This is a genomic window from Streptomyces sp. NPDC006208 (assembly GCF_040613775.1).
Classification (GTDB): Bacteria; Actinomycetota; Actinomycetes; order Streptomycetales; family Streptomycetaceae; genus Streptomyces.
On the sequence record NZ_JBEXSW010000004.1, the window covers coordinates 99,622 to 116,054 of the forward strand.

Here is a 16,433-nt window from a genome sequence, read left to right on the forward strand (position 1 = left end):
CCTTCCTTCCTCCGCCGGACGCCCCTACTCTGGCGGGCCGTCAGATGATTGGCCAGAGGCGGGAGGCACCGGGATGCTGCTGCAGGGGAAGACCGTCATCGTGTCCGGTGTCGGCGCCGGTCTCGGGCACCAGATCGCGGCGACCGTCGTACGGGAGGGGGGCAACGCGGTCCTGGGCGCCCGTACGGAGGCGAATCTCGCGAAGTCCGCCGCCGAGATCGACCCCGGCGGCGGGCACACCGCGTACCGCGCCACCGACATCACGGACGAGACGCAGTGCGACGCGCTGGCGGCTCTGGCGCTGGAGCGCTTCGGCCGGATCGACGCCGTCGTCCATGTCGCGGCCTGGGACAGCTACTTCGGCGGCCTCGAGGACGCCGACTTCACGACCTGGCAGTCGGTCGTGGACGTGAACCTGCTGGGCACGCTGCGCATGACCCGCGCCTGCCTGCCCGCACTCAAGGAGCGGGGAGGTTCGGTGGTCGTCATCGGTACGCAGTCGGCGGTGGCCGCGCCCTCGCAGGTGCGGCAGGCGGCGTACGCGGCCTCCAAGGGAGCTCTGACCTCGGCGATGTACTCGCTGGCACGGGAACTGGGCCCGTACCGGATCCGGGTGAACACGGTGCTGCCCGGCTGGATGTGGGGGCCGCCGGTCCAGGCGTATGTGCAGTTCACCGCGCACACGGAGGGGGTGCCGGAGAGCGAGGTGCTGGGCCGGCTCACCGAGCGGATGGCCCTGCCCGAGCTGGCCACGGACGGGGACGTGGCGGAGGCCGTCACCTTCCTCGCGTCCGACCGGGCGCGGGCGATCACCGGACAGTCGCTGCTCGTCAACGCGGGCGAGCTGATGCGGTAGACGCTCCCCCTTCCTCCCTCAGGGCCGCACGGGCCGGTACTCCGTGCGGCCCCCTTTTGCACCCTTCTACCGGTCATGAATGTGAACTCAGGTCAACAACTCGAACAATTTTACGCGCTCTTGACTCTTCGACGCGTTGTCGTGGCCTCACACATGGTCACACCATGAACGGCGTTCACAAGACGGACCCCTTGGAGGGGGCATGAACAGTCTCGACTGGGCCGTGCTCATCGGCTACTTCGGCGTGATGGTGGCGATCGGTATCTGGTCCCACAAACGCGTCGAAGACGTCAGCGATTTCTTCACGGCCGGCGGCAAGATGCCCTGGTGGCTGTCCGGCATCTCGCACCACATGTCGGGATACAGCGCGGTGATGTTCACCGGCTACGCGGCCATCGCCTACACCTACGGCGTCACCTCGTACGTCACCTGGTCGTTCCCGATCGCCATCGGCATCGCGATCGGGTCCCGGCTCTTCGCCCCACGCCTCAACCGGGTCCGGGCACGTCTGCACGTCGCCTCGCCGCTCGAATACCTCAAGAGCCGCTACAACCTGCCCACACAGCAGGCCCTCGCCTGGTCCGGCGTGCTGCTGAAGATCGTCGACGTCGGCGCCAAGTGGGCGGCCATCGCCACACTCCTCTCGGTGTTCACCGGTGTCTCGCTCAACATGGGCATCCTGATCACGGGCGCGGTCACCGCCGTCTACTGCACCGTGGGCGGCCTGTGGGCGGACGCCCTCACCGAACTGGGCCAGTTCATCATCCAGTTCGTCGCCGGAATCGCGATGCTCGTCGCGGTCATGGCCGAACTGGGCGGATTCGGCAGCCTCTGGAACGTCTGGGACGAGCCCGAACTCAAGGGTCACACCGAGCCACTGGCCGGCCCGTACATGATGGTGTTCCTGATCGCCTACCTGTTCATCAAGACGTTCGAGTACAACGGCGGGATGTGGAACCAGGCCCAGCGCTACATGGCCACCGATTCCCCCAGGTCCGCCGAACGCTCCGGCCGGCTGTCCGCACTGCTCTGGCTGATCTGGCCGCTGGTGCTGTTCTTCCCGATGTGGGTCGCGCCGCTGATCATCAAGACGGACGTGCCTGCCGACAGCTACGCGCTGATGGCCGAGCAGCTCCTGCCGCACGGTCTGCTGGGCCTGGTCGTCGTGGGCTTCTTCTCCCACACGATGGCGATGTGCTCCTCCGACGCCAACGCCATCGCGGCCGTCGTCACCCGCGACATCATGCCCGCGGTCTCCCGCAAGGTCCGTGAGTGGGACACGCGGGCCGGACTGCTCGCCGCGCGCTGGGCCACACTGCTCTTCCTTGGCCTGTCCATGGCTATCGCGACGCAGGTCCACTCGGACTTCTTCGGGGACATCATCACCGTTGTCATCAAGTGGGTGGCGGGCCTGATGGGTCCGATCGCGATCCCGCTGATGCTCGGCCTGCTCCCCTGGTTCCGCAAGAGCGGCCCGACGGCCGCGCTGCTCAGCTGGAGCCTGGGCCTGGTGGCCTTCTGGCTGGTCAACTATCCGATCAACTGGAACGTCGAGGGCGGCGTGCCGCTCCAGTACCAGGTCTCCGTGCCGCTGGTCGTCTCCCTCGTCCTCTACATCCTGATCGGCTACATCAAGCCGGAGGACACCCCGGAGCGCGACGACGTGCTGGCGAAGATCAACAACGATGACGACGGCGGTGCGTCCGCCGCCGCGCGGGTCCCGGCCCAGGCGGGCGCCACCGAGGCGGGCGACGCGCAGGTGGCCGGCCGTGAGGGCGCCGGCAGCTGACCGGTCCGTACCGAAGGGGCCCGGCTGCCGAGGAGGGTGGCCGGGCCCCGCCCGTGTCCGCGCCCTACGTCAGTTCCGCCGCGCCCCGCGGGTAGCGCTGGAGCCACCCTGGGGCCGTTGTCGTCGGGCTGTGCAGGGCCGGGCCCTGGGTCATCTCCATCGCGAAGTCGTCCGCGATCTCCAGCAGCGTGGAACGGCCCTCCAGTTCGCACAGCCAGGCCGGCGGCAGCGCCGTCTCGCCGTGCAGCGCACCCAGCAGCGCGCCGGTCAGCGCGCCCGTGGTCTGCGAAGGCCCGTCGTGGTTGACCGCGAGGCGCAGGCCGTGGCGGATGTCCTCGCCCACGAGAACGCAGTAGACAGCGATCGCCAGCGCGTCCTCGGCGTTGTGGCCCTCACCGAGCGCCGCGATTCTCGACGGGCCCGGAATGCCCTGCCGTACGGCTCCGAGCGCCTCCTTGAGGCCGTCCGTGACGGGCTGGTGCCCGGGGCGGGCCGCCAGCAGGGCGAGCGCCCGCTGCACCGAGGCGTCGACCGTCTCGCCGCGGGCGAGCCCGTGAACGATGACGGCGAACGCACCGGCGGCGAGGTAAGCGGTCGGGTGACCGTGCGTCTGCGCGGCGCACTCGACGGCCAGCTGGCACACCAGTTGCGGTTCCCAGCCCACCAGCAGTCCGAACGGCGCGGACCGCACCGCCGCGCCCGCGTCCCGGGCGGTCGGGTTCTTGGGCGCCGCGAGGGTGCCCATGTTCTCGTCGGCGAGCCCGGTCACCGAGGCCCCGGAGGGGTCGCGGCGGCTGTAGAGCCACTCCTCGCGGGCGAGCCAGCCGTTGTCCTTGCGTCGCTCGTCGGGACCCCAGTCGCTCTGGGTGGCGGCCCAGCGCAGATACGCCCGGTGCAGGTCGGTGGGCGGATGCCAGGCACCGGTGTCGCGGCGCACCTGGGCGCGGATCAGCCCGTCCACGGTGAACAGGGTCAGCTGTGTGGCGGCGGTCACGGCGCCGCGGCGGCCGTGGACGGGCACGAAGTCGGTGGCGCCTTCCGGCCCGTGCGCGGCCCGGATCTCGTCCAGGGTGAGCGCCGCGACGCCGGCACCGAGCGCATCGCCGACGGCGCCGCCGAGCAGGGCCCCGCGCACCCGGGCGCGGAAGTCCTGCTGCTCGGCACGGCCCCACACGGCCGTGGTTGCTGCGCTCACCGTGCCCCTTCCCCGATGTCGAACGAACACTGCCCGGCGCAGCACTGTAATCGAACGAGCAGGAAGGCTCCTCCGGCCTCATGTGCCTCAGGTCGCGAATCGGACGCCGCCGGCCTCTCGCGGTGGGCGGCGGCAACCTGCGGGAGAGATTCAGAGCCGGCGCCCGGTCGAGGCCGACCGGCGCCCCGGTCCGTCCGCCGAGTGCTTCGTCCGCCATCGCCCGGCTGTCCGAGGCCCGGACACGGCGCGCCTGGGGCTGTTCGTCGGTTCCTGTGCCGCCGGTCCGGGCGCACACGCCGCACCGGCACCCGTGCGATCAGTCCGGCAGCAGCGGCAGCAGCTCGGGCAGATGTCCGTCGGAAGCGAGGGCGGCCTGTTGCCGCTCGGCCGGTACCTCCCCGTACAGGGTCGTCCGCGGCCTGGCCGGCCGTCCGGCCGCCTCCGCGATGGCGGTGAGGTCGCGCACGGATCGGTACGAGCCGTAGCTGGAACCCGCCATCCGGGAGATGGTCTCCTCCATCAGGGTGCCGCCGAGATCGTTCGCCCCGGACCGCAGCATCTGCGCCGCGCCTTCCGCCCCCAGCTTCACCCAGCTGGTCTGGATGTTGGTGATGTGGGGGTGGAGGAGCAGGCGGGCCATGGCGGTGACGGCCCGGTTGTCCCGGATCGTCGGGCCGGGCCGGGCGATTCCCGCCAGATACACGGGCGCGTTGGTGTGGATGAAGGGCAGCGTCACGAACTCCGTGAAACCACCGGTCTCCTGCTGGATGCGGGCGAGCGTACGGAAGTGGCCGAGCCAGTGGCGGGGCTGGTCGACATGGCCGTACATCATGGTGGAGCTGGAGCGGATGCCCAGCTCGTGGGCGGTCTTGACCACCTCGATCCAGGTGGCGGTGGGCAGCTTCCCCTTGGTGAGGACCCAGCGGACCTCGTCGTCGAGGATCTCCGCAGCGGTCCCCGGGATGGAGTCGAGGCCCGCCTCCTTCGCCGCCGTCAGCCACTCGCGGATCGACAGCCCGGTCCGGGTCGCGCCGTTGACGACCTCCATCGGCGAGAAGGCGTGCACATGCATGCCGGGTACGCGTTCCTTGACCGCGCGCGCGATGTCGAAGTACGCCGTGCCGGGGAGGTCGGGATGGATGCCGCCCTGCATGCACACCTCGACCGCTCCGACGTCCCACGCCTGTTCGGCGCGGTCCGCGACCTGGGAGAGGGAGAGCGTGTAGGCGTCGGCGTCCGTGCGCCGCTGGGCGAAGGCGCAGAAGCGGCAGCCGGTGTAGCAGACGTTGGTGAAGTTGATGTTGCGCGTGACGATGTAGGTGACGTCGTCACCGACGACCGATCTGCGCAGTTCGTCGGCGATCCGGGTGAGCGTGTCGAGCGCGGGCCCGTCGGCGTGCAGCAGCGCGAGGGCCTCGTCGTCGGTGAGCTTGGTGGGATCGTCGGCGGCCGTGGCGAGGGCCGCACGGACGTCCGTGTCGATGCGCTGCGGAACCATGCCGGGTACGGCGGCCTCGCGCAGCGCCTCCCAGTCCCCGTACACCTCGTCGAAGTCGTCGCGGCGGTCGTGCGTCCGGCCCTCGGTGTCGATGCTCCGGTGCAGGTCGGTGCGCCCGGTGGCGGTGAACGCCTCGTCGGGCTCCTGCCAGGGCAGCCCGGCGGGTGTGACGTCCTGGCGTGCCAGACCGGTCTGCGGGTCGGCGAGGGCCCGCACGTGCGGGAGCAGGCGGGGGTCGAGCCAGGGTTCGCCGCGCTGGACGAACTCCGGGTACACGCAGAGGCGTTCCTCCAGCCGGAATCCGGCGGACAGCGACCGGGCCGCGAGTTCGTCGATCTGCGGCCAGGGACGCTCGGGGTTGACGTGGTCGGGCGTGAGCGGGGAGACGCCGCCCCAGTCGTCGATCCCGGCGTCGATGAGCCGTACGTACTCGTCGTCCACGAGGTTCGGCGGGGCCTGCAGACAGGCGGAGGGCCCCATGATGTGGCGGGCTACGGCGACGGTGGCGACCAGCTCGTCCAGTTCGGCGTCCGGCATACCGCGCATGGCCGTGTCCGGCTTGGCGCGGAAGTTCTGCATGATCAGTTCCTGGATGCCGTGGTACGCACGGGAGATGCGGCGCAGCGCGAACAGCGCCTCGGCCCGCTCCTCGTACGTCTCGCCGATCCCGATGAGCAGCCCACTGGTGAAGGGGACGGACGAGCGGCCCGCGTCCTCCAGCACGCGCAGCCGTACGGCCGGCTCCTTGTCCGGCGACCCGTGGTGCGGCCCCCCGGGCTCGGACCACAGGCGCTCGGCCGTGGTCTCGAGCATCATGCCCATCGACGGGGCGACCGGCTTGAGGCGCTGGAAGTCCGTCCAGGACATGACACCGGGATTGAGGTGCGGGAGAAGTCCGGTCTCCTCCAGGATGCGGATCGCCGTGGCCCGTACGTACGCGATGGTGTCGTCGTAGCCGTGCGCGTCGAGCCACTCACGCGCCTCGGGCCAGCGGTCCTCGGGCTTGTCCCCCAGCGTGATCAGCGCTTCCTTGCAGCCCGCTGCGGCCCCGCGGCGGGCGATGTCCAGGACCTCTTCCGGAGACATGAACATCCCGTGCCCGGCGCGGCGCAGCTTGCCCGGGACGGTGACGAAGGTGCAGTAGTGGCACTTGTCGCGGCACAGCCGGGTGAGCGGGATGAAGACGCTCTTCGAGTACGTGATCACCCCCGGCCGCCCGGCCGCCTCGAGCCCGGCGTCCCGCACCCGCCCGGCGGACGCGGCGAGGTCGTCGAGGTCGGCGCCGCGTGCCTGCAACAGCACGGCGGCCTCGGCGACATCGAGGGCGACCCCGTCCCTCGCACGCTTGAGCGCGCGGCGCATGGCGTTCGCGGTGGGGCGCCCGGGCTGGTCTCCGGCCTGGTCTGGGGCCTGGTGATCCGTCATGCAGCGAGCATACGAGCGCGGGCAGACAGGCCGGTGCGCAGGCCGGACATATGACCTTGATCCGGCTGAGTACGAGTGCGCAGCGGACTGAGCGGTAATGCCCATGCGGCGCGCCCGGACGGGGAAATAATGTCGCGGCCATGACCAACGCCGACACCGACACCGACGCCGACTTCGAGGCTGACCAGCGCGACCGACTCGACCAGCCGGCCGAGTTGGACCTCGACACCCCCATGCCTCCCGCCGGGACCACCGTCCGCCGCGCGCTGGGCGTCGCCTGGTGGGTCTTCCTCGCGGTGATCGCGACACCCGTGCTGCTGGTCCTCGGTCTGATCGTCACGTACGGAGTGGAGAGCGCGGTACCGGAGGACTACCCGACCGTGGCCCGCGAGGACATGGCGCGCCGGATCACCGACGGCTCCCAGGACGCGTACGAGGTGCTGGGCTTCGACGAGGTGGTGCCGGCGGGCGCCCAGAACTCCCTTTCGGGCGATCACTGCTACCCCAACGGGCTGGAATCCGTCGCGGACACGCCGGTCGCGGACGCCTACCGCCTCTCGCACTCCTGGACACTGGCCGGGATCCCGGAGACCGAGGCGCTACCCGCTCTGCGCCGCCTCGAGACCCATCTGAAGGAAGAGGGCTGGCGGATCAGGGAGTTCCAGGAGATCAAGGGCTTCGACGGCGAGTGGGAGCTGCGCGCGGAGCGCGACGGCGCGACTGAGGAGGCGGGCATCGACCGGATGGTCTTCACCTGGATGCGGGAGGGCGGACGCTTCTACGGGGGCAGCCACGGCGGGTGCGCGTACGAGCCGGCGGGGAGCGACCTGTCGGCGGACGACATCGCGCCGGAACTGGGGCCGAAGCGATGATGATCGAAATCCTGGAGATCCTCGACGCGCCCCGTGGCCTGGTCCGTTTCGCAAGCCCGCTGGGCACGGCGTGGGCCCGCTGGCGGGACAACGCCGAGCCCGCGCCGGGCCACTACTACGTGGAGCTCGACATCGCGGACGAGATCGACGCATGGTCCGCCTCCGGCGGCGAGGCCCGGCTCGAGGGCGACGACACACTCGCCGGCGTCGCGGTCCTCGGTTCGATCGAGCACGTGGACGAGGACGGCATCGCCTGGCTCCGCCTCGGCCCGACGACCACGATGGTGGAGTTCGCGGCGGGGGTCCCGCTGCCCCGGCTGGGCGAGACCGTGGAGTTCACGGCGCCGGTGATCGACCTGTGCCCGTACGTCCTGTGACCCGACGCGCGTGGCCATGTCGCCTGGTGCGCCTGTGCGGCGGCCCACGTGCTGCGGCACGAGTCGCAGTGTGTCGGCACGCGGGCCGTACCGCACGGCCTTGGCTTCGACAGCCGGCTCTCGATTCCTGGCCCCCTCCGGCGTCACCCCTCCGGATCAGGTCGGCGCCCTCCCCGCGTGTCCCGGTGACGGCCGCACGGTACGTCGGCAGGGTCGAGACCATGAAGACGCCACGACCTGCCGCCCTGGTCACCCTCGCCGTCGCCGGGATTCCGGGAGTCGCCCTCCTCGTCGCCGGGATCGAGGCGTCGTTCGGGGCGAGCCCCGTCCAGGCGCCCAGGGTCACGTCGCCCGCCGAGTTTCCGGTGAGGGAGGTCGCGGACCGGGTCGTGACGGAGGGTCAGAGGTACTGGGCGTAGTCGTCCAGGACCCGCAGCACCTCCAGTTCGCTCCCGGGCGGCAACTGCAGCACCACCTCCTCGATGCCCTGTTCCGCGTAGTGCGCGAGCTTGCCCGGTGAGGGCAGGACCGCGTACGGGACCACCTGGAGCGCCTTGGGGTCGCGACCCGCCGACTCCCAGACGTCCCTCAGCACCGGGACCGACTCCGTCAGGCCGCGGCCGCCGATCGGCATCCAGCCGTCCGCGTACTGCGTGATGTGGGTGAACAGCTGCGGGCCCGCCGCGCCGCCGACCAGGGTGCGCGGGGCACCGCCGGCCGGTTTCGGGTACGCGAAGGATGCGCGCACCGACCCGTACTCGCCTTCGTACGCGGTCGGTTCAGGCGCCCACAGCGCCCGCATCAGCCGCATCCGGTCCAGGACGAGGTCGCGCCGCGTGGCCCATTCCACTCCGTGGTCCGCCGCCTCCTCCACGTTCCAGCCGAAGCCGACGCCCAGCGTGAAGCGGCCGCCCGACACGTGGTCCAGGGTCGCGATGCGCTTGGCCAGACCGATCGGGTCGTGCTGGGCCACGAGGGTGATACCCGTGCCGAGCAGCAGACGGTCCGTCACGGCCGCGGCCTGGGCGAGGCCGACGAACGGGTCCAGGGTGCGGCCGTACTCGGGCGGGAGGTCGCCGCCCGCCGCGTACGGGGTGGTGCGCTCCACGGGGATGTGGGTGTGTTCGGGGAGGTACAGACCGGCGAAGCCGCGCTGTTCCAGCTCGAGGGCCAGTCGCACCGGGGTGATCGTCTCGTCGGTGAGGAAGATCGTGGTCGCGATCCGCATGGGGCTCTCCTCCGTCGTTCGGCACCTGTGGCGGGGACAACGTATGCCGTACCGTCGTCAGACGTCTTCGGTCATGACCGCGTCATCCCGCAAACTCCTGCCTGTGCCCGCTGGTTAACGCCCCGGCAGGAGGGTTCAAGTGCAGCGATTCTGTCCCTCTCGACACCCCGGGGAGCCGACGGCATGTGCAACGACGACGAACACGCGATAGCCAGACGCGCACTGCTCATGACGGGGGCCGCCACCGCCCTTACGTTGGGCACTGTGAGCTTCGCGTACGCCGCGCCGAACGACGAGGGCGCCGACTCCGACAGCGACGACAGCCGGGTGGTTCGCGGCACCCTGCCGCCCGGCTCCCCCGACTTCGTCCATCTGCCCGTCGAAGTACCGCACGGCGTGCGGGAGATCCACGTCGCGTACACGTACGAGCGGCCCGCCGTCCCCGCGGGAACGGCCGGCAACGCACTCGACATCGGCATGTTCGACGAGCGCGGCACGGCGCTCGGCGGCGACGGGTTCCGCGGCTGGTCGGGCGGGGCGCGCACCGAGTTCTTCATCCGGGCGGACGACGCGACCCCGGGCTACATCCCCGGCCGCATCCGCGCCGGCCTGTGGCACATCGCCCTCGGGCCGTACACCGTCGCGCCGCAGGGCCTCTCGTACGAGATCACCATCACGCTGCGGTACGGCACGCAGCAGCCGACACCCAGGGCCGTGTACCCGCCGGAGCGGGCCAAGGGGCGGGGGCGGGCCTGGTACCGCGGGGACTGCCATCTGCACTCCTGGTACTCGGACGGCCGGCGCACACCCGCGGAGATCGCCGAGCTGGCCCGCGCCGCCGGGCTGGACTTCATCAACTCCTCCGAGCACAACACCCATTCGGCGCACGCCCACTGGGCCGACCATGCGGGCGACGACCTGCTGATCCTGCTCGGCGAGGAGGTCACCACCCGCAACGGGCACGTGGTGGCGCTGGGCACCGACCCGGGGACGTTCGTCGACTGGCGCTACCGCGCCCGCGACAACCGCTTCGGGCACTACGCCCGTGAGATCCGCCGGGCGGGCGGTCTCGTCGTGCCCGCGCACCCGCACGCCACCTGCATCGGCTGCAACTGGAAGTTCGGCTTCGGCGAAGCGGATGCGATCGAGGTCTGGAACGGCCCCTACACCCCCGACGACGAGGTCTCGCTGGCGGACTGGGACGGGACCCTGGCGGCCGCGGCGCGGTCCGGCAAGCGCTGGATCCCGGCGATGGGCAGCAGTGACGCGCACCGCCACCCGGATCCGGTCGGGACACCGCAGACCGTCGTCCTCGCCGACGATCTGACCCGTGAGGCGATCCTGGCGGGCATCCGTGCCGGGCACAGCTATGTCGCCGAGTCCAGGGCCGTGTCCGTGTCCTTCGCGGCGGCCGGGGGGCGCGGACGGCACGCGGGCATCGGCGAGCGCCTGCGGGTGGACCGCGACGACCCGGTGACGGTACGGCTGGAGGTCGCGGGCGCGCCCGGCTGCACGGCCCGGATCGTCACCGACCAGGGCGTGCTGCACACGGAGGCGCTACCGGCGGCGGGTACGGGCACGGTGGAGTGGCGCACGACGGCCCAGTACGCGTCGTACGTCCGCGCCGAGGTGCGGCACGCGCCGGTGGTACCCCTGCTGCCGGGGCCGCTGGCCGCGTTCACGAACCCGATCTTCCTGGGGGTATAGCGCGGAGCACAGGAGAGGCGCCGGGGCCGGGGCTGACGCGCTGCCCCGGCCCGGTTCAGCGCGACAGGTTGGCGGCGAAGATCAGGTCGTGGCCGTCGATCCCGGGGCCGTCGAGGTGCTCGGCGCGCGCGAGTCCGGCCCGTAGTGCCACGCGCCCGGAAGCGGTGTTGGCGGGCCGAACCCTTGCGATGAGCGGCAGTTCCGGGACGTTCTGCATTGCCCACGCGGCGACGGCGGTCGCGGCCTCGGCGGCGAAGCCCTGGCCCCAGGCCGATGGAGCGAGGCGGTAGAAGAGATTGAGGATCTCCGTGCCGTTCAGCTCCATGGGCTTGATCCCGCAGAACCCCACCAGCGTGTCGGAGCCGAGGCGTCGTACGGCCCAGTACCCGTACCCGCAGCGCTCCCACTGGGCGTCCCAGCGCCCATAGAGCTCCTCGGCCTCGCCGCGGCAGCCGATCGCGTCGGAGGGATTGTGATGGCAGGCCGCCGGGTCGCTGTGGATGGCGAGGATCGCGTCGATGTCGGCCGCGGTCGGCCGCTGGAGCACGAGCCTGGTGGTCCGCAGCTCCGCGCCGACCACGGGGACCTGGTCACTCACTGTCGGCCTGCTTCCTGTCCGACGGCCACGGCACCCATGGCAACGCCTCGCGCCAGCCCTCCCGTTCGTGCATCCAGTCGCTGATCACCGCGGCGACAGGCCGGGGGCCGATCACATCGCCCTGCCACGGCACTTCGGCCTGGAAGTGCCGGTCCTCGCTGCCCTCGCGGTACTCCACGTGATAACTGAAGTCGTCGTTGAGATACACCTGCATGTAGTGCTCGTCCACGGGCTCCCGGTCCAGCCGCCTGACGATCACGACGCGGTGGCTGAGGTTCATGTCGGCGAGCAGATCGTGCACGGCGTCGTCGGACGGATCGTCGATCGTCCGTCCACCGGGCTCGTTGGCCCGGATCAGCGGCTTCGGCTCTGTCATGACGTCGACTGTACGAGGCCGGTGTGACACGATCGCCTGATGATGAACGTAACCCTTGACGCACGGAAGGGCGGCCACCGCCCGGTCCGTTGAGGTGGCTCGACGAGGCGGTCGCCGACGGTACGGCGGCGACCGCGGGCCACGCCTCCCGTGAGGCGGTGTTCAACGCGGTACATGAGGACCGCGCCGGCCCTGTGGAGCGCCGACTGCTCGAACTGACCGCCGTGGAACCCGCGTCCGTACGCCTCAATGCTCTCCAGCTGGTGTACAGCCTGGTCACGGTCGGCCGCGAGACTTGGGATGCGGCGGTGCAGGCGTCATACGCCCGGCTCACCGACGAGGACGAGGCAGTGCGGCGGCTGGCGGCCGAGCTGTTGACACAGGCGGGGCGGCCCCACCTCGCACTCGCCGCGCCGGACGAACTGACGGACCCCGCCGTGCGCACGGTTCTGGCGATGGGAGTGCCCCCCGAGGCCGCTGAACGGCTGCGCCACGACAGCCTCCCCGCCGTTCGCTTCCTGGCCCACCTCTCGCTCCTGCGGAAGGCACCGCCCGAAGACTGGGCGCGGCTCGACGCGGCTCTCCTGGCCGACGTCGAGGAGGCCGCCCGGCACGTGCCATGCATCGGTGAACGATGGTCGGACACGCTGTGCGTGATCGACCGTGAGGCGGACACGTATGCGCTGGTCCGGCATCTCCTCGGCGAGAAGCGCCCGGTCGCGTTGCAGCGCATCGGCGTCCTGCTTGCCCGGTCGGCCTGTCAGGACTGGCGGGCCGCGCCCGTGGAGCTCCTGCCGCACCTTGTACCGCACGTGGGGCTTCCCGAGGGGGCGGAAGCGATACGCACAGCAATGATCTCGAACGCGGCGGCGCAGGAGCACGCAGCGCTTCTCGCCGGCATCGGTCTCGAGCCCCGCGCGCGGGCGCGCAGGGGGAGGCGCGGGACCCCCGAGGTCTACGACGCCCGCAGTGCCGCCGAGTGCCTGGCTGCCCAGCCCGTGGGCGTCGCACGCTTGAACCGGGCCCCCGAACTCTTCGGCCCGCTCCTCGACGCGGGCCCCCTGACCTTCCGCCAGGCTGCCCAGCTGTACAACCTGACCTTCCGGTGGCCCAACATCATGCAGGCACGGTGCGCCCCGCTCTGGTTCCGTCACGCAGGCGAGCCGGCGCTCCCGAGGCTGCTCGACCTGATGACCCGGCAGCTGGCGTGCAAGGTCGTCGGCGAGGCTTTCATGAGCGGCCTTGCGGAACTGGGCCGCCATGCCCTGCCCGCCGTACCGGCCCTGGACCAGCTGATCGCCCGGCGAAGGCGCATCCCGGAGAACGAGCCTTCCCGGGACGCGGAGACGGAGACGGACGAACGCCTCCTGGCGGCGGCGCGGGAGGCCCGTCACCGCATCCTGACGGACGCGCAAATCTCCTGATTTGCACTGGTTGAACCACATCGAGGTTTCCACGACCCGGGAGTCCAGGACCTGGTGCCCCGCGACGCCAAAGATCAAAGGACCGAGGCAAGAACCTTCCCAACCACCCCCAAACCCCCCGTCACTCACTCGGTCGGGTGATCCGGACCAACTGGGCTGGCGCATATGCCATTTCGCGGTGCAAGCTCAGCCACAGACCACCGCAGACATGTGACGGCCCCCGGCCGGGACTGGCATCCCGATCGAGGGCCTGACCTTCGAGGAAGAAGTCCGCTTCCTGATGGCTGAGCCGCAGCTTAACGCGCCCCCGTGCGCCCCGCCGCCCGTTCCCCTCGTCGGCCTCCGGCACATCAACGTCCGGCACGAGGAACGCTTCGTGGTGATCGGGAACCACCTGGCCCAACACCCCGAACTCTCGCTGACCGCGATCGGGTTGGCCGTCCACATCCAGTCGCTGCGCGCGGGCACAAGAATCTCGATCAAGAAGCTCGCCGAGCGCTTCCCGGAGGGCGAGGTCCGCATCGCCGACGCCCTGCGCGAGCTGGAGAAGCACGGCTATCTGGCCCGCGTGCAGGTGCGGCTCCCGTCGGGCAAGCTGATCACCCAGCGGGTGTCGTACAACAACCCGCCTGCGATGGCGGCGGGTTCGGCGCCGGAGCACGGACCGGAGCCGGTACCGACGCCGGAGCCGGAGCCGGAGACTCCGAAGCCACCCGAGCCGATGCCGACCCGCGCGGAGCCCGAGCCGCGCACGGAGGCACTCGCCGCTCCCGTACTCCCCCCGCCCGTAGCCGTGGCGCTCCTCGCCGACCTGCGGCGGCACGACCCCCGGCTGCTGCTGTCCGAGCGGGACGTACGCCGTCTCGCGCCGGCGGTCGACGCCTGGCTGCAACGCGACATCACCCCCGACGCCGTACGCCGCACCCTCATCGCCGGACTCCCCGACGGCCCGATCCACCACCCGGTGTCGCTGCTCGCCCACCGCCTCGCGGAACTGCTCCCGCCGCCACTCCCCGCAACCCCGCCACCACCGCCGCGCCCGGACCCGCTCCAGAACTGTGACTGCTGCGACCGCGCGTTCCGCGCGGCTGAGCCGGGGGTCTGCCGGGGCTGCGATGTGTCCACCGCGGCCGCTTAGGCCCCTGCACAAGGGGAGCCGCCCGCCGTACTCTGGGAGGAGGATGTACATGGCGTGGATGATTCACCCACATGACCCACATAGAGGTTGCGATGAGCATGACCAACGTCAATCTCGACGACGAAATCCTTGCCGAGGCGATGCGGCTCATGGGGACGAAGACCAAGAAGGACACCATCAACGGCGCTCTGCACGAGTACGTCCAGCGGCTCAAGCGCTTGGAGGCCATGCAGGATCTCGCCGAGCGGGCAGAACGCGGCGAGTTCGACGACGCGATCGAGGCGTACAAGGCGAGGAAGCGCGCATGGAGGGACGAGTGAATCCGGGCTTCCTGATAGACACCTCCGCGCTGTGGGAACTCCTACGACAGCCTGATGTCCGGCTCGCCTGGACGCCTGTGGTCGAGTCGGGCCTCGTGCGGATCTGCGAGCCGACCAGGGCCGAGTTTCTGTACTCGGCGACCGGCCCCGCCCACAGGGACGACCTGGAAGGGCGGCTCAGCGAGATGTTCCCTCTCGCCGGGGTGCCGAGGGGTGCCTGGTCGTGGGTCGACACGGCGCAGTACAAGCTGACGCAGAAGAGCCAGCACCGGAGTGCAGGTCCCTTGGATCTGCTCCTGTGTGCGACGGCAGTGCATCACGGACTCGTCGTACTGCACCGCGACAGCGACTTCGCGACAGTCGCCCGCGTCGTCAGAGACGTCGAGCAGCGCGACATCCGGGACCCGTACCGCACCGTGTGAGGATCGAGCGGGTCGGGCCGCGACCACCCCGCGGACGACCTGAAGCCCGCAGTCCAGGCCATGCCCGCGTTCCCTTACGCTGCACGCCATGACGACCCTGCTGATCTACGACGGCGCGATAGCGGACGATGCGCCCGAGCGGCGTACCGGCTGATTGTCGAACCCCCTGCCGGCGTTGGGGCCCCGACGCCCTTCGGACCGCGCACCCTCGTACTGTGCCGCTGCAACAGACGGCCGGACCCGACACCGCCGGAACGCGCTCCACCGGAAAGGCCGCCGGTCACGGCCTGCGCAGCGCCCCCAGATACACGCCCAGCAGGATCAGCGGAGTCCCCAGCAGCAGGCCCGCCGTCAGGGGTTCGTCGTCCAGCCGTGCCGAGAGAAGGATCGTGATCACGGGGATCACGACGAAGACGTACGCCGCCCGCGACGGGCCCCAGTTCTTGATCACCTGGAGATAGAGGACGAACGTCGCCACCGAGCCCGCGAACACCAGGTACGCCAGGGCCCACCAGGTCACCGCGCGCTCCGGGAGGTGCCAGTCGTCGCCTGCGGCCGCCGACCCTGCGAAGAGCAGCGCCGCCGCGCCCGCCATGCCCACCGCGTTCATGGTCACCGGATGGATTGCGGGGAGCCGGTGGACCAGTACCGCCGCCTCGGCGAAGGAGAACACCGCGCCGAGTATCGCGAGGAACGAGAGCACGGGGACCGATTCCTGCAACGGCGCCCGGGACACCACCGCCACGCCGGTCACGGCGAGCACGGTTCCCACGGCTGCGAGCACCCGGAACCTCTCCTGGCGTTGGGCCACCGAGAGCAGCAGCGCCACGAGGGGCACGAGCGAGAGGATCGTCTGGCCGAGTCCCGCATGGATGCGGACGAGTGCGTAGTACGCGAGGGCGAAGGTGACGCCGAAGTTGAGCACGCCGAACAGCACGGCCCCGGCCAGCGCCCGGCCGCGCGGCCGTTCCAGCCGCAGGGACGCCATGATCACCAGCAGAACCAGTGCGGCGGCTCCGAAGCGCAGCGCGGCTCCCCAGAGCGGATCGAGTTCACGGTTGCTGAAGCGGACGCCGACCGCGTTGCCGGCGCCGAGTACGCAGGCCGCGGCGAACGTGGCCATTGCCGTCCGGTTGGTCGAGGCGCGCATGACTGCACGGTAGAGGGCGGCCCATGGGGTCACCGGGCGCCGACACTCCACGGCCCGC

16 protein-coding genes are annotated in these 16,433 nt (G+C 70.9%); 10 read left to right on the forward strand and 6 right to left on the reverse strand.

Annotated elements, in window-relative coordinates; genetic code table 11:
- The first annotated feature begins 73 nt into the window (after positions 1–73).
- Positions 74–856, forward strand: coding sequence for an SDR family oxidoreductase (locus ABZ208_RS04275; protein WP_356908041.1), 783 nt, complete (start codon positions 74–76; stop codon positions 854–856).
- A gap of 202 nt (positions 857–1,058) precedes the next feature.
- Positions 1,059–2,645, forward strand: a complete 1,587-nt coding sequence (locus ABZ208_RS04280; RefSeq protein WP_356908042.1) for a sodium:solute symporter family protein — start codon at positions 1,059–1,061, stop codon at positions 2,643–2,645.
- A 64-nt stretch (positions 2,646–2,709) separates the two neighbouring features.
- On the opposite strand, the gene ABZ208_RS04285 is transcribed toward ABZ208_RS04280, so the two are convergent.
- Complete coding sequence (locus ABZ208_RS04285) at positions 2,710–3,840, reverse strand: ADP-ribosylglycohydrolase family protein (protein WP_356908043.1); 1,131 nt, start codon at positions 3,838–3,840, stop codon at positions 2,710–2,712.
- A gap of 316 nt (positions 3,841–4,156) precedes the next feature.
- The gene (locus tag ABZ208_RS04290; protein ID WP_356908044.1) at positions 4,157–6,763 is read right to left on the reverse strand and encodes a bifunctional FO biosynthesis protein CofGH; all 2,607 of its coding nucleotides are present in this window, start codon (positions 6,761–6,763) and stop codon (positions 4,157–4,159) included.
- A 140-nt stretch (positions 6,764–6,903) separates the two neighbouring features.
- Between ABZ208_RS04290 and ABZ208_RS04295 the strand changes: the two genes are divergently transcribed.
- The 3 genes from ABZ208_RS04295 to ABZ208_RS04305 all read left to right on the forward strand — a co-directional run bounded on the left by ABZ208_RS04295 (position 6,904) and on the right by ABZ208_RS04305 (position 8,431).
- Complete coding sequence (locus tag ABZ208_RS04295; RefSeq protein WP_356908045.1) at positions 6,904–7,635, forward strand: hypothetical protein; 732 nt, start codon at positions 6,904–6,906, stop codon at positions 7,633–7,635.
- Positions 7,632–8,012: a hypothetical protein gene (locus ABZ208_RS04300; protein ID WP_356908046.1), complete on the forward strand. Its 381-nt coding sequence runs from the start codon at positions 7,632–7,634 to the stop codon at positions 8,010–8,012. Before ABZ208_RS04295 ends, ABZ208_RS04300 begins: the two co-directional genes overlap by 4 nt.
- A gap of 221 nt (positions 8,013–8,233) precedes the next feature.
- Positions 8,234–8,431: a hypothetical protein gene (locus ABZ208_RS04305; RefSeq protein ID WP_356908047.1), complete on the forward strand. Its 198-nt coding sequence runs from the start codon at positions 8,234–8,236 to the stop codon at positions 8,429–8,431.
- Here ABZ208_RS04305 and ABZ208_RS04310 read toward each other — a convergent pair.
- The gene (locus tag ABZ208_RS04310) at positions 8,413–9,240 is read right to left on the reverse strand and encodes a TIGR03619 family F420-dependent LLM class oxidoreductase (protein ID WP_356908048.1); all 828 of its coding nucleotides are present in this window, start codon (positions 9,238–9,240) and stop codon (positions 8,413–8,415) included. The genes ABZ208_RS04305 and ABZ208_RS04310 overlap by 19 nt on opposite strands.
- 183 nt (positions 9,241–9,423) lie before the next feature.
- On the opposite strand from ABZ208_RS04310, the gene ABZ208_RS04315 reads away from it, so the two are divergent.
- The gene (locus ABZ208_RS04315; RefSeq protein ID WP_356908049.1) at positions 9,424–10,947 is read left to right on the forward strand and encodes a CehA/McbA family metallohydrolase; all 1,524 of its coding nucleotides are present in this window, start codon (positions 9,424–9,426) and stop codon (positions 10,945–10,947) included.
- 55 nt (positions 10,948–11,002) lie between these two features.
- Here ABZ208_RS04315 and ABZ208_RS04320 read toward each other — a convergent pair whose 3' ends face one another.
- Both ABZ208_RS04320 and ABZ208_RS04325 read right to left on the reverse strand, forming a co-directional pair.
- On the reverse strand, positions 11,003–11,545 hold the full coding sequence (locus ABZ208_RS04320; protein WP_356908050.1) for a GNAT family N-acetyltransferase: 543 nt from the start codon (positions 11,543–11,545) through the stop codon (positions 11,003–11,005).
- On the reverse strand, positions 11,538–11,921 hold the full coding sequence (locus ABZ208_RS04325) for a hypothetical protein (RefSeq protein ID WP_356908051.1): 384 nt from the start codon (positions 11,919–11,921) through the stop codon (positions 11,538–11,540). The genes ABZ208_RS04320 and ABZ208_RS04325 overlap by 8 nt, the downstream gene beginning before the upstream one ends.
- 89 nt (positions 11,922–12,010) lie before the next feature.
- Between ABZ208_RS04325 and ABZ208_RS04330 the strand changes: the two genes are divergently transcribed.
- From ABZ208_RS04330 to ABZ208_RS04345, 4 genes are all read left to right on the forward strand, one after another.
- Complete coding sequence (locus ABZ208_RS04330; protein WP_356908052.1) at positions 12,011–13,345, forward strand: hypothetical protein; 1,335 nt, start codon at positions 12,011–12,013, stop codon at positions 13,343–13,345.
- Between the two features lie 280 nt (positions 13,346–13,625).
- On the forward strand, positions 13,626–14,483 hold the full coding sequence (locus ABZ208_RS04335) for a helix-turn-helix domain-containing protein (protein WP_356908053.1): 858 nt from the start codon (positions 13,626–13,628) through the stop codon (positions 14,481–14,483).
- Positions 14,484–14,575: 92 nt separating this feature from the next.
- Positions 14,576–14,803, forward strand: a complete 228-nt coding sequence (locus ABZ208_RS04340; RefSeq protein WP_328399340.1) for a type II toxin-antitoxin system VapB family antitoxin — start codon at positions 14,576–14,578, stop codon at positions 14,801–14,803.
- On the forward strand, positions 14,788–15,225 hold the full coding sequence (locus ABZ208_RS04345; protein WP_356908054.1) for a PIN domain nuclease: 438 nt from the start codon (positions 14,788–14,790) through the stop codon (positions 15,223–15,225). Before ABZ208_RS04340 ends, ABZ208_RS04345 begins: the two co-directional genes overlap by 16 nt.
- Before the next feature lie 280 nt (positions 15,226–15,505).
- Here the strand turns inward: ABZ208_RS04345 and ABZ208_RS04350 are convergent, their stop codons facing one another.
- Positions 15,506–16,375 (reverse strand): DMT family transporter, encoded by an 870-nt coding sequence (locus ABZ208_RS04350; RefSeq protein ID WP_356908055.1) that lies wholly within the window; start codon positions 16,373–16,375, stop codon positions 15,506–15,508.
- Positions 16,376–16,433 lie beyond the last annotated feature (58 nt).